Source organism: Micromonospora sp. NBC_01740 (assembly GCF_035920365.1).
In the GTDB taxonomy this organism is placed as follows: domain Bacteria; phylum Actinomycetota; class Actinomycetes; order Mycobacteriales; family Micromonosporaceae; genus Micromonospora; species Micromonospora reichwaldensis.
Window position 1 is genome coordinate 6471472 of the sequence record NZ_CP109150.1, and the last position, 12820, is coordinate 6484291.

Annotated in this window: 11 protein-coding genes; 5 read left to right on the plus strand and 6 right to left on the minus strand. The window is 73.1% G+C overall.

Features of this window, described 5'->3' with window-relative positions; genetic code table 11:
* Position 1 precedes the first annotated feature (1 nt).
* Both OG989_RS28055 and OG989_RS28060 read right to left on the minus strand, forming a co-directional pair.
* The gene (locus OG989_RS28055; RefSeq protein ID WP_151455256.1) at positions 2–1000 is read right to left on the minus strand and encodes a carbohydrate ABC transporter permease; all 999 of its coding nucleotides are present in this window, start codon (positions 998–1000) and stop codon (positions 2–4) included.
* A 46-nt stretch (positions 1001–1046) separates the two neighbouring features.
* Complete coding sequence (locus OG989_RS28060; protein ID WP_151455255.1) at positions 1047–2336, minus strand: ABC transporter substrate-binding protein; 1290 nt, start codon at positions 2334–2336, stop codon at positions 1047–1049.
* Between the two features lie 231 nt (positions 2337–2567).
* Here OG989_RS28060 and OG989_RS28065 point away from each other — a divergent pair, with 231 nt between their 5' ends.
* Positions 2568–3146, plus strand: coding sequence for a mycothiol-dependent nitroreductase Rv2466c family protein (locus OG989_RS28065; protein WP_151455254.1), 579 nt, complete (start codon positions 2568–2570; stop codon positions 3144–3146).
* A 334-nt stretch (positions 3147–3480) separates the two neighbouring features.
* Here OG989_RS28065 and OG989_RS28070 read toward each other — a convergent pair whose 3' ends face one another.
* Positions 3481–3921: a hypothetical protein gene (locus OG989_RS28070; protein ID WP_327028980.1), complete on the minus strand. Its 441-nt coding sequence runs from the start codon at positions 3919–3921 to the stop codon at positions 3481–3483.
* A gap of 211 nt (positions 3922–4132) precedes the next feature.
* Between OG989_RS28070 and OG989_RS28075 the strand changes: the two genes are divergently transcribed.
* The 3 genes from OG989_RS28075 (at position 4133) to OG989_RS28085 (ending at position 5389) form a co-directional block, all read left to right on the plus strand.
* The gene (locus tag OG989_RS28075) at positions 4133–4564 is read left to right on the plus strand and encodes a hypothetical protein (RefSeq protein WP_327028981.1); all 432 of its coding nucleotides are present in this window, start codon (positions 4133–4135) and stop codon (positions 4562–4564) included.
* A 47-nt stretch (positions 4565–4611) separates the two neighbouring features.
* A complete protein-coding gene (locus OG989_RS28080; RefSeq protein ID WP_121400795.1) occupies positions 4612–4887 on the plus strand; it encodes a hypothetical protein in 276 nt (91 codons plus the stop codon).
* A 121-nt stretch (positions 4888–5008) separates the two neighbouring features.
* A complete protein-coding gene (locus OG989_RS28085) occupies positions 5009–5389 on the plus strand; it encodes a YccF domain-containing protein (protein ID WP_101415103.1) in 381 nt (126 codons plus the stop codon).
* A 674-nt stretch (positions 5390–6063) separates the two neighbouring features.
* On the opposite strand, the gene OG989_RS28090 is transcribed toward OG989_RS28085, so the two are convergent.
* The 3 genes from OG989_RS28090 to OG989_RS28100 form a co-directional block, all read right to left on the minus strand.
* Positions 6064–6771: an HAD family hydrolase gene (locus tag OG989_RS28090; RefSeq protein ID WP_327028982.1), complete on the minus strand. Its 708-nt coding sequence runs from the start codon at positions 6769–6771 to the stop codon at positions 6064–6066.
* Between the two features lie 270 nt (positions 6772–7041).
* On the minus strand, positions 7042–7620 hold the full coding sequence (locus OG989_RS28095; protein WP_327028983.1) for a TetR/AcrR family transcriptional regulator: 579 nt from the start codon (positions 7618–7620) through the stop codon (positions 7042–7044).
* Between the two features lie 486 nt (positions 7621–8106).
* On the minus strand, positions 8107–10815 hold the full coding sequence (locus OG989_RS28100) for an MGH1-like glycoside hydrolase domain-containing protein (RefSeq protein ID WP_151453211.1): 2709 nt from the start codon (positions 10813–10815) through the stop codon (positions 8107–8109).
* 42 nt (positions 10816–10857) lie between these two features.
* Here OG989_RS28100 and OG989_RS28105 point away from each other — a divergent pair, with 42 nt between their 5' ends.
* Entirely contained in the window at positions 10858–12801 is a 1944-nt protein-coding gene (locus OG989_RS28105; protein WP_327028984.1) for an amylo-alpha-1,6-glucosidase, read from the plus strand.
* The last annotated feature ends 19 nt before the right edge of the window (positions 12802–12820 follow it).

Sequence of the window (12820 nt, forward strand, 5' to 3'; positions counted from 1 at the left end):
CTCAACGCCTCTCCCCGTCGTCGCTGCCGGGGGCAGCGGTACCGAACAGCTTCACGAAGACGAAGGCGATGATCGCCACGGTGAGGAAGATCAGCACCGACATCGTCGACCCGATGCCGAGGTTCAGGCCCCGGATCAGGTTGTTGTAGGCGAGCATCGACACCGATGAGGTCTCGTTGCCGCCCGCGGTCAGCACGAAGATGTTGTCGAACACCCGGAACGCGTCGAGGGTGCGGAACAGCAGCGCGACCAGGATCGCCGGCTTCATCACCGGCAGCATCACCTTGGTGAAGCGCTGCCAGGAGGTGGCGCCGTCGGTGGAGGCGGCCTTGAGCAGGTCCTCCGGCACCAGGGCGAGGCCGGCCATGAGCAGCAGCGCCATGAACGGCGTGGTCTTCCAGATCTCGGCCAGCATGATGATCGCCAGCGAGCTGGCCCGCTCGGTCAGGGGCGCGCCGTCGCTGAACAGGTTGGCCAGGTAGCCCGTGCCCGGCGTCCACGCGTACCGCCAGGAGAAGGCCGCGACGACCGTGACGATGCCGTACGGGATCAGGGCGGCGGTCCGCACGATGCCCCGGCCGACCAGCGTACGGTGCATGATCAGCGCCAGTCCCATGCCGAGCGCCAGCTCGACGGCGACGGTGACCACCGTGATCAACGCGGTGACCCCGAAGGCCGTCCACCAGAACTCGTTGGTCAGCACGGTGGCGTAGTTCTCCAGCCCGACGAACTGGCGCTCGGCGGGAAAACGCAGGTCGTAGCGCTGGAGGGACAGCCAGACCGAGTAGATGATCGGGTACGCGGTCACCAGCACCATGACCAGCGCGGCGGGTGCGCAGAGCAGCCAGCCCAGCCGGCGCTCGGCCTTCTTGTTCTCGCTCAGCGGGGCCTTGCGGCCCCGACCGGCGCGCTGGGCCGGCACCTTGGCGTCCCGGCCGGGCCGGGCGGCCGTCTCGTCGGCGGCCACGTCGGCGCCGGCCGGCGTGGCGTTGACGCTCATGCCGCCACCTCCGGGCGGTCGGCGTCGAGTCGCCGGGTGCGCTGGCTCACGGCAGGACCCCCTTCGATTCGAGGGCGTCGGCGATGGCGTCGCGCAGCTCGTCGGCGGTCTGCTCGGGCCGGATCGCCGACGGCGGCGACAGGATCGCCGACATGACGGTGGAAATGCTCTGGTACGCCGGGGTCAAAGGCCGGACCGCCGGCTCCTTGAGCTCTTCGAGGATGGTGTCCCGCATCGGGTACGCCTCAGCCATCTCCGGATCGGCGTAGACCTTCTCGATGGTCGGCGGCACGCCGTCGTTGACCGCGGAGAACTTCTGGTTCTTCTCGTTGCGGATGCAGCGGGCCGCCTCGAAGGACTCCTCGGGGTACTTCGAGTAGGCGCTGACCGCCATGTTGATCCCGCCGATGGTGACCTTGCTCGGGGTGTTCTCGTCGACGCCCGGGACACGGGCCCAGCCGACCTGCTTCGCCAGCTCCGGGTCGGCCTCCTGCAGCGCCGGGTAGACGAACGGCCAGTTGACCTGGAACGCGCCGTCGCCGGACTGGAATTCCAGCCGGACCGGGTCCTCGGTGGCGTTGCTGAACGACGGCGACGTCACGCCCGACGTGGCGAAGCGCTGGAGCTGCTCCAGCGCCCGCACGGTGCCCTCGTCCATGACGGCCTTCTTGCCGTCGTCGCTGAGGATCTTGCCGCCGGCGCTCTCGGCGAGGGTGTTGTAGAGGACGACGAGGCCCTCGTACTGGGCGCCCATGGTGAGCACCTGGTGCGGCTTGCCCTGCTGCTTCAGCTCCTGGGCGGTGGAGATCATCTGGTCCCACGTCTTCGGCGGCTGCGGCACCAGGTCCTTGCGGTACCAGAGCAGCTGGACGTTGGTGTTCTTCGGCGCGCCGTAGAGCTTGTCCTCGTAGCGCGCCGTCTCCAGCGGGCCGGCGAGGGTGCCCTGCTCGACCTCGGCCCGGTCCTGCCCGGTCCACTCCCTGATCCAGTCGGCGCTGGCGAACTCCTGGGTCCAGGTCACGTCGAGGCCGAGGACGTCCATGCCGCTGTCCTGTGCCGCCAGCCGGCGGACCATCTGCACCCGTTGGTCGTCGGCCTGCCGGGGCAGCACCCGGTAGGCGATCTTGTAGCGCCCCTGGGCCTGCGCGTTGCAGTCGTCGACGACCTTCTGCAGGTTCTGCTCCGGCGGGTAGTACAGGTTGATCGTGGGTGTGCCGCCGTCCCCGTCGGAACCGCAGGCGGCCGCCATCGGTGCCACCAGCGTCAACGCCGCGGCGGCAGCCACCGCGCGCACGCGTGGCCGCCGTCGGCGTCCGGCCTTGTCAGGGTCGCTCATCACCCCTCCCCTCGTGTCGGCCAAGGCCGGGGAGAGGCTCCGCGCCCCGGCGCACGGCGAGCCGTTCGGGCCGTCTGACCAGCGGTTGCGTCGCCCGGACGTTTCGTGGCCCCAACACTGCCCGACCTGCGAAGTTGCGAAACCTGACGCTGTTGGGACGGCGCCGGAGGCACCGGCTGTGGCGCGGATCACCGCCGTGCGGGCCGGCCCGGTCGCCCGTAGGCTCGGCCGATGGACGCCACCTTCTTCCTCGACCCGGCCTGCCCGTGGACCTGGCGCACCTCCCGCTGGCTCGTCGCGGTCGCCGACGCCCGGGGCCTGCACATCGAGTGGCGGGCATTCAGCCTGGCCATCCTCAACTCGGGCGGGGTGCCGCCGGAGTACGCCGACGCGATGACCGCCTCAAGCCGGGCGCTGCGGCTGGTGGAGGCGCTGCGCGCCGAGGGCCGTCACGACGACGTCGCCCGGTTCTACGCCGAGGTCGGCGCCCGCAGCCACGACGCGGGCAACCCGCTGTCGGCGAAGATCGTGGACGCGGCCGTCGAGGCGGCGGGCCTGCGAGAGGCTGCGCCGGCACTCGACGACGACCGCTGGGACGAGGCGGTACGCGAGTCGCACGCCCTGGCGTACGCCTCGGCCGGCCCGGACATCGGCGCGCCTGTGCTCATGGTCCCGGGCGCCGAGCGGGGCATCCACGGCCCGATCCTGACCGAGGTCCCCGGCACCGACGACGCCCTGACGATCTGGGACTCGCTGCTACCCCTGATCCGGATGCCCGCCTTCCACGAGGTCAAGCGCGCCCGCCACTGACCTGCGGCAGTCGGCTGCCCGGGCCTACGGCAATCGCTCGCCCGGGCCTGCGGCCGTCGCCTACCCGGGCCTACGGCAATCGCTCGCCCGGGCCTGCGGCCGTCGCCTACCCGGGCCTACGGCAATCGCTCGCCCGGGCCTGCGGCCGTCGCCTACCCGGGCCTACGGCAATCGCTCGCCCGGGCCTGCGGCCGTCGCCTACCCGGGCCTACGGCGCCGTCGCCTTCCCGGGCCTACGGCCGTTTGCCTTCCCGGGGCCTGCGGCCGGCGCCTGCTCGGGCCTCCCCGGTCGAGGCGCCTCGCCCGCTCGGGGAGGCGTGGCTGGCTGGCCCGGTCAGGGCCCGACGCGGCGCCGGTTGGTGATCGCGCGCACCAGCAGCACCACCCAGCCGATCGCGGCGAGCGCGCCGGCCCCCGCCAGCCCGGAGAAGAGCAGCCAGGTGTCGCCGCCCTGGACGGCGAAGACGCCCCTGCGGGCGCCGGTGTCGCGGGCCGCCACGGGGGTCCCCTGGGTCAGCCGGTCCGGCCCGTCGTAGACGATGACGTCGTGACGCGGCGTCCCGCCCCCGTCCGGGACGAAGTCGCCGTACCAGACGCAGTAGCGGCTGCACTTCTCGTGCAGTGCGGTGAACGTGCCCGCCGTGCCGCCACCGGACTTCGCCTGCCAGGCCGGGGTGACGTCGGGTACACCGAGGGCCAGCCCGAGAAGGGCGAGGAAGGGAAGCCCGGCCCAGAGCAGGACCTTCCTCCCCCAACCAGCCGCTCCATCCGCCACGACCACACCGTAACAAGATCCCCCCACCCCGCCCCTGCCTCGTTGATCACGACGTTGGCGTGGCGATTCGTCCGTTTCGTCGCGACCAACCTCATGATCGGCGTCGGGCGCCCCGGGCCGGTCGGTCCGCCCCGATCGGTGGGTTCTCGCGGGAACCTCCGCCGCCGCCGGCTGCATTGGGCAGGATCGTTGCCAACGAGGAGGTGCCGTCGTGCAGGACACACGCGCCCTCGCCCTGACGTTCGAGGTGAGTGGCCTGCCACCGGTCAGGACCGAGGCGCTGTCCGTCTTCGCCGCCGGGCACCGGCAGGCGACGAGGGTCCGCGCCCTACTCGAGGCGGCCTGCGAAGCGGCCCAGCGCACCGGCTGGACGCCGCTGTCGGAGCCGATCGAGGTGGACCTCGTGCTGCGCTGCCCGCCCGGGCACCGCACCTCCGACGCCAGCGCCCTGCTGGGCGGGGTGTGTGGGGTGCTCCAGGACAAGAAGCGGGTGGCCAGCATCGGCCTGGCCCACCTCGGCGTCCTGGTGGACGTCGCCCTCTACGACGACGACCGGCAGATCCGCCGGCTGTCGTACGCGCAGGAGCCGGCCGAGAACTTCTCGTACCGGGTGCGGGTGGCCGCCGTACCGCACGTGGTTTGACCGATGGCCGCGGTGGGGTACCGCGGACGCCGACGAAGGGAGCGCCGATGTCGGAGCCACATGTCACGCTGGACCCTCGCGGGCTCGATCCCGTGCAGCAGAAGCTGCAGGGCCCGCTGGAGGACCAGCTGACCTCGGCGTTGCAGGCCGCCACGGAACGGATCAGCGCCAGCTACGCCGGTGAGCCGGTGGAGCAGGTCTGCCAGCGGCTGCTCGACGAGACGCGCTCAGGGCTGCACCCGGACATCGCCGCCGGATTCAATCCCGACATGGACGAGTTCTGCCGGGTGGCGGTGGCGATCGTGCGCGGCGAGGTCTCCTGAGACGTACGCTCCCGCCGCTCCCGCCCGCCCCGGGTCCGGTGGCGGGCGGTCCCACGCTGCAGGGCGCCCGACGGGCCGGACGGCCGGCACCGGGTGGTACCGGTCGGTCATGCTCGAAGACATGATCCGATTTGTGCTCAACGTGCTGTGGCTCGTCTTCGGCGGCGGCATCGTCCTCGCCGCCGGCTACGGCATCGCCGCGCTGATCTGCTTCGTCCTGGTGGTCACGATCCCGTTCGGCGTCGCGTCGCTCCGGCTCGCGGTCTACTCGCTGTGGCCGTTCGGGCGCACCGTCGTGCCCAAGCCCGGCGCCGGGATCGCCTCCGGGCTGGCCAACGTCCTCTGGGTGGTGCTCGCGGGCTGGTGGCTGGCCCTGTCCCACGTCCTGGCTGGTGTCGCGCTGTGCCTCACGGTCATCGGCATTCCGTTCGGAATCGCCAACTTCAAGCTCGTTCCCGCCGCGATCTGGCCCCTCGGACGCGAGGTCGTCGACGCCCCGTGACGTGCCCGGCAACGCTCGTTACCGGCCGGGCCGCCACGTCCCGGGCCGAGCCGGCGGGAGTAGCCCTTGCCCTGCCGCCCTCCGCAGGGCTCGGCCGCAGCGGCCCGCGACGGTGATCCGCCGGCGCAGTCAGGCGACCAGTGGGCCCACCCGCCGGCCCGCCGACGCACCGGTCACCGAATCGAATGGTGATGCCCACGGTGGCGCTCTGCGACAGCGGGTCTTCCGCCGTCAGGCGGCGCGACGGAGAGGCGATCCGCCGAGGGTGTCAGGACCGGGGCCGCAACTCCCCGGTCCTGCCCCCAGCCGTCCGGCGTCGTAACGGACGCACCGCGTGAGCACGTGGGCGTGGCACGCCGCCCACGCCGGGCTCGACGCGGCGAGCCTGCCGCCTGCACTCAGCTCCGTGTGCCCGGCAACCGGACTTCGGCACGCTCCCGGCCCACCCCGAAGGGCCGTGAGCGCCGAATCAGGCTAGGCGTGCCGCCGGGGCCCGGACAAGGACGAGCCGGGGCCGAGGCGGCGTGATTGATGTCAAGGTGGAAAAGCGGCATGTCGACGTAACACGCCCCTCGGGGCCAACGCTGTTTCCCGTCGAGGCGACCATTGTGTCCGGTGCGCCGCCGCCGCTTCCTGGCAGCCCGGCTGTGGCTCCCCGGCGGCCCGGCTGCGGCTCAGAAGTGGCGCAGCAGATCGGGGAACGCGGACAGCCGCAGCACGCCCGGGTCGGCCGGGTCCAGCTCGTCGTGTTCCAGCACCCAGGTGTTGTCGTTCGGGATGAACACGGCGTTCAGCCCGGCGGCGCGGGCGGGCAGGATGTCGGACTTCGGGGAGTTGCCGATCATCCACGTGACGGCGGGGTCGACGCCGTGTTCCCGGACCAGCCACCGGTAGGTGTCGACGTCCTTCTCCGGCACGATGTGCGCGGCCCGGAAGTGGTGCAACAGACCGAAGGCGTCGAGCTTGCGCTGCTGCTCCTCGTGTTCGCCCTTGGTCAGCAGCAGCAGGTGGTGCCGGGCGGCCAGGAGGTCCAGCGCCTCGGCCACCCCGGGCATCAACTCCACCTGGTGCGCGACCAGGGCCGCCGCCAGCTCCTCGATTTCGCGCCGCTCCGCCTCGGTCACGGGCCGCTGCCGTAGTCGCTCCAGGCACTCCCCCAGGCTGCGCAGGAACACCTTGCTGCCGTAGCCGTGCGCGACCGCGTTGGCCCGCTCGATGTCGTCCAGGATGGCCCGGGTCTCGGCCCGGTCGAGGGTCGGATGGTCCAGCCACTCCAGGAAGTCGTCGATCACCCGCTCGAACAGGACGTTGTTCTCCCAGAGCGTGTCGTCGGCGTCGAAGACGAGCACCTGCCCGTCGCGGCGGCGAATCGCGTCCCCCATGCCTCCCCGTCCCCTCCCCGCGATGCGATGCGACTCCGGGCCGTGCTGGAGGCGCACCTAGCTGATCTTGGACAGTTACCGTGCGGTGCGCACCGTAACTGTCCAAGATTCCGAGCGGCAAGCGAGTTGCGAGCGGTCGGCGGGGCGGTGGGCCGCGCAGGTTGGGGCCGGGGAGGGGCCGAGCCGCGGGGTCGGGGGCCGAGCCGCGGGGTCGGGGATCGGGCCGCCGGGTCGGGGGCCGAGCCGCCGGGCCGGGGTTGGGCTGCGGGGTCAGGGGGCGGCGAATATGCCGGACATGATCATTTCCTCGCGCTGTTCCTGAACGTCCGGGCGCAGCCGCCCTCCCCGCGTCAGCATGACCGTGCCGTGCAGCAGCGCCCACCCGACCTCGGCGAGGGTGTCGGGGTCACGGCCGGCAGCCAGTGGCGTCAGGGCCGCGCGCAGCTCGGCGGAGGCCGCCCGGGGCGCCCCGGGCCCCGGGTCGCGGCCCAGCGTGAGGTCCGCGGTGTGCGCGAGCATCGCGTCGTAGACCTCGGGACTGGCGTACGCGAAGTCCAGGTAGGCCGTCACCACGGCCGGCCATTGCCCACGCTCGCCTCCGGTGGCGGTGTCCCGGGCGGCGGCGAGCGCGGCGGCCAGGTCGGCGAAGCCGAGCACCGCCACGGCGGACATCAGCGCGGCCGGGTCGGGGAAGCGACGGTAGAGGGCCTCGATGTCGATCCCGGTCCGCTCGGCCAGCCGGCGGTGGGTCACCGCCGCCCACCCCTCGGCCTCGGCCAGCTGTCGGGCGGCCAGGACGAGGCGCTCCCGCTCGGCCGGCGCGGCGTCTGCTTCCTCTGCTGGCGACACGCCACCGATGCTAGCCACCGTCACCGCTTGTGAGGCATCCGCGACGGATTGACGACTCTGCGCCCCGGCGCGTCGCCGTCGCCGTCGCCGTCGCCAGAGATCTTGGTACCGGAGCGCCCCCATAGGGGCCGATTCCTGCCAAGATCTGCCCCGTTCGCCTCGCCGTGCCGCGACCGTTCGGGGAGCGGGCCGGCCGCACCGAGCCAGGACGGGCCACGCGCGGCGGAACGGGGCGCGGCGGATCAGGCCGAGGGCAGCGAGGGCGGGCCGACCCCCGACACGCCGGCACGGCGACCCGCCTGCGTCACGGCAGCCTGACCCGCCTGCGGCACGATAACCACGGCCCGCCCGGCACGGCGGCTTGGCCCCGCCCTGACCCGCCTGCGGCACGGCGGGCACCACCCGCCCGGGCTCAGGGCGGGCACCGCCCGCGGGCTCAGGGCGGGCACCGCCCGCGGGCTCAGGGCGGGCACGGCCCGCGCGGGGTCAGCGGCGCAGGGTGAGGATCAGGTCGGCGACCAGTGCCGTCCAGCCGGTCTGGTGCCAGGCGCCCAGCCCGGCGCCGTTGTCGCCGTGGAAGTACTCGGGGAAGCAGATCAGGTCCCGCCAGTCCGGGTGGGTCTGGAAGAGCTGGGCGGCGCCGTAGATCGGCCGCCGGCCCCAGTCGTCGCGGGTGAACAGGGAGATCAGCCGCGCGGAGAGGTCGTCGGCGATCTCGTCGAGGGTCCGCTTCACCCCCGACCGCGTCGGGTACTCCACCTGGAGGTCGTCGCCGAAGAATGCGGCGTAGTCGCGCAGCGCGCTGATCAGCAGGAAGTTGGTCGGCATCCAGATCGGGCCGCGCCAGTTCGAGTTGCCTCCGAACAGGCCGCTGGTCGACTCTGCCGGCTCGTAGCCGACGCTGAACTCCTGGCCGCCGAGGGTCACCGAGAACGGCTTGTCGAGGTGGGCCCGGGACAGCGTGCGCAGGCCGTACTCGGAGAGGAACTCGTCGGTGTCGAGCATCCGGGCGAGCAGCCGGACGATCTGCTCCGGGCCGACCATGGACAGCAGCCGGTGCTGGCGGCCGTCGGGCCCGAGCCGGCGGGCGCCGATGACGTCGGCGTACTCGGGGCGGTTGGCGAGGAACCAGCGCAACCGGGCGTGCAGCTCGGGCAGCCGGTGCAGGGTGTGGGCGGTGAGCCGGGTCGTCGCGGCCAGCGGCAGCAGGCCGACGACCGAGCGGACCTTCAGCGGCACCTTCGAGCCGTCGGCGAGGCGCAGCACGTCGTAGAAGAACGCGTCCTCGGCGTCCCACAGGCCCTGCTCGTACGCGGCCGCGGCGATGTAGGCGAAGTGCTCGAAGAACTTGGTGGCGGTGTCGACCCAGGTGCGGTCGTGCTCGGCCAGCACGACGGCGATGTCGAGCAGGTTCAGCGCGTACATGCCCATCCAGCCGGTGCCGTCGGACTGCTCCAGCACCCCGGCCACCGGCAGCGCCGCCGACCGGTCGAACGGGCCGACGTTGTCCAGCCCGAGGAAGCCGCCCTCGAAGACGTTGTTGCCGCCGGTGTCCTTGCGGTTGACCCACCAGGTGAAGTTGAGCAGCAGCTTGTGCATCACCCGGGCCAGGAAGTCGTGGTCCCGGCTGCCGTCGATCTCGAAGACCTTCAGCGCCGCCCACGCGTGCACCGGCGGGTTCACGTCGCCGAACGCCCACTCGTACGCCGGGATCTGGCCGTTGGGGTGCAGGTACCACTCGCGGAGCAGGAGCAGCAGCTGCTCCTTGGCGAAGCCGGGGTCGACCCGGGCGATGCTGACGCAGTGGAAGGCCAGGTCCCAGGCCGCGTACCAGGGATACTCCCACGGGTCGGGCATGGAGATCACGTCGAAGCTCGTCATGTGCCACCAGGCGCTGTTGCGCCCGTGCCGGCGGCCCGGGGGCGGGGGCGCGGAGCCGGGATCGCCCTCCAGCCAACGCTTGACGTCGAAGTGGTAGAACTGCTTGCCCCACATGAGCCCGGCGATCGCCTGCCGGGCGATGAGGGTCTCGTCCGGTGTCGCGGCGGTCGGGATGACGCCGGCGAAGAACCGGTTCGCCTCCGCCCGCCGGGCCCACACCACCGCGTCGAAGCCGTCACCCAGGTCCGCCGGCGGGGGCGGGGCGCCGCCGGGCGGTGGGGCGGTACGGGTCAGCCGCAGCCGGATCCGCCGCTGCGCCCCGGCCGGCACGTCCAGCACGTAGTGCAGCGCCCCCTTGGTGCCCTCCCGGGCCGGGTTGACCGTCGGGGCGCCGTCGACCACGTGGTCGTTGATGCCGTCCTTCGGGTAGGCGGAGCGGCCGGGCAGCCCCCAGAGCCGTTCGGCGTTGGTGTCGTTGTCGCAGAGCAGCGGCGTGGGCTCCCCGTCGCCCTCCAGCAGCAGCTGACCGAGCACCCGGTGCTCGCCGACGAGCCGCGATCCCTCGCCGACCAGCCGGGGCACCCGGTCGCCGCCGGGCAGCCCCCACGCCCAGGTGTTGCGGAACCAGAGGGTGGGCAGCACGTGCAGGGTGGCCGCCCGGTCGCCCCGGTTGGCGACGGTGACGACGACGCACAGGTCCGTCGGGGTGGCCTTGGCGTAGTCGACGGTCACCGCCCAGTACCGGTCGTCGTCGAAGATGCCGGTGTCGACCAGCTCGTACTCGGTGTCGTCCCGGCCGCGCAGCGCGTTCACCGCGACCAGCTCGTCGTACGGGAAGGCGGCCTGGGGGTAGTGGTAGCGCCAGCGCATCCACGAGTGGGTGGGGGTGGAGTCCTCGTACCACCAGTATTCCTTGGCGTCCTCGCCGTGGTTGCCGCCGTCGCCGCCGAGGCCGAACATCCGCTCCTTGAGGATCGGGTCCCTCCCGTTCCACAGGGCGAGGGCGAAGCAGAACGTCTGCCGGTCGTCGCAGACGCCCGCCATGCCGTCCTCGCTCCAGCGGTAGGCTCTGGACCGCGCGTGGTCGTGCGGGAAGTAGTCCCAGGCCGTACCGTGCTCGCTGTAGTCCTCCCGTACCGTCCCCCACGCCCGTTCGGACAGATAGGGACCCCATGCGCGCCAGTCCTGCTCCCCGGCGTCGGCCTGAGCCAGCCGGAGCCGTTCGGGGTCGGGCGCGGAGTCGTCGGGGGGCGGCACGTCGGTGATCACTCGCACATCTTCGACGCCGCCGGGGGACTTCACCACAGGAGCCATTCTCGTCGTGGCGTGTTGCACCCCGCCGCCGGTGGAGGAAAGTTGATCGACATTCGCTTCGGCCCGCAGGTGTGCGGCGACCTGACCGGCGGCGCCGCCCGGGAGTGGCTGGTCACCGACGGTCTCGGCGGCTACGCCACCGGCACGGTGAGCGGGCTGCGCACCCGCCGGTACCACGGGCTGCTCGTGGTGGCCGGCGAGACGCCGGCGTCCCGCCGCGTGGGACTGGTCGGCCTGGACCCGGCCGTGCTGTTCCCCTCCGGCGCCCGGGTGCGCCTGGGCGCGCACGAGTGGGCCTCCGGCGACGTCGACCCGCGCGGCTTCGAGCTGCTGGAGCGCTTCGACCTGACCGACGGCCTGCCCCGGTGGCGCTGGCGCGTCGGCGACGTGGTGATCGAGCGGGAGCTGGCGATGACGCACGGCCGCTCCTGCGTGGCCGTCGTGCACCGGCTCGTCTCCGGCGGGCCGGTGCGGCTCGAACTCGCGGCGGCCTGCACCTGGCGGGACGCGCACGGCGAGCGCCGCGCCGACGGTCCGGCCCCGCGGGTGGAGCCGGTGCCGGGCGGGGCGGTGGTCGAGGGCGCGTTCCGGCTCGCCGGGCCGGACTGGACCCCGCAGGGACAGTGGTGGCTCGGCGCGCATCACCGGGAGGAGGCGGCGCGGGGCCTGAACCCCGACGAGGACCTCTGGTACGCGGGCCGGTTCTCGGGCGAGCTGGAGCGCCCGGGCGACACGGTGTCGGTGCTCGCCTGGGCCGGCGAGCTGGCCGAGGAGCCGCCACCGGCGACCGAGGTGGTCGCGGCGGCCCGGGCCCGTAACCGGCGGGTGGTGGCCGCGGCGAAGCCGGCCGACCCGGTCGAGGCGACGCTCGCGCTGGCCGCCGACGCGTTCGTGGTCCGCACCTCCACCGGGCCGGACGTGGTGGCCGGCTACCCGTGGTTCGGCGCCTGGTCGCGGGACACGATGATCTCCTACGAGGGGCTGTTCCTCTGCACCAACCGGGCCGACGAGGGCCGGGAGCTGCTGCGGGCGTACGCGGCGACGCTGTCGGAGGGCATGCTCGCCAACACCGCCGACACCGGGCGGGTGGAGTACAACACCGTCGACGCGACCCTGTGGTTCCTGCACGCGGTCAGCCGGCACGTCACCGTCACCGGCGACACCGACCTCGGCGACGAGCTGCTGCCCGCGCTGCACGGGGTGGTCGACGCGCACCTCGCCGGCACCCGCTTCGGCATCGCCGTCGACCCGGCCGACGGGCTGCTCACCCAGGGCGGCACCCCGGGCACGGCGCTGACCTGGATGGACGCCCGGGTGTACGGGGTGCCGGTCACCCCGCGTACGGGCAAGCCGGTGGAGGTCAACGCGCTCTGGGTCAACGGGCTGGCCGGCCTGGCCGAGCTGACCGAGCTGGCGGGGCGGGACGCGGGCGAGCTGTGGCGGCTGCACGAGCGGGCCAGCGCTTCGTTCCGGCACCGGTTCCCGGCCCCGACGGGCTGGCTGCACGACGTGGTGGACGCGCCCGCGCCGGCGTATCCGCTGGGTGGGGCCGCGCACCACGACGACGACCTGCTGCGCCCCAACCAGCTGCTGGCCTGGTCGCTGCCGTACGCGCCGCTGGAGCCCGACGAGCCCACCGTGCGCCGGGTCGCCGGCGGGCTGCTCACCCCGCTGGGCCCGCGCAGCCTCTCCCCCGACGCGCCCGAGTTCGTCGGGCGGCACCGGGGCGGTCCGGCCGAGCGGGACGGCGCCTACCACCAGGGCACCGTCTGGCCGTGGCTGCTCGGCCCGTACGCCGACGCCGCCCGACGGGCCAAGATGCCGGTCGATGACCTTTTCGTCGGCATCGAGGCCCATCTGACCGAGTACGGCCTAGGATCGGTGAGTGAGACGGCCGACGGACTCGCGCCGCACGCCGCCACCGGGTGCCCGTTCCAGGCGTGGTCGGTCGCCGAACTGCTGCGCGCCCGCAGGAACGGCCGGTAGCGCTTTACACGACCGCAAC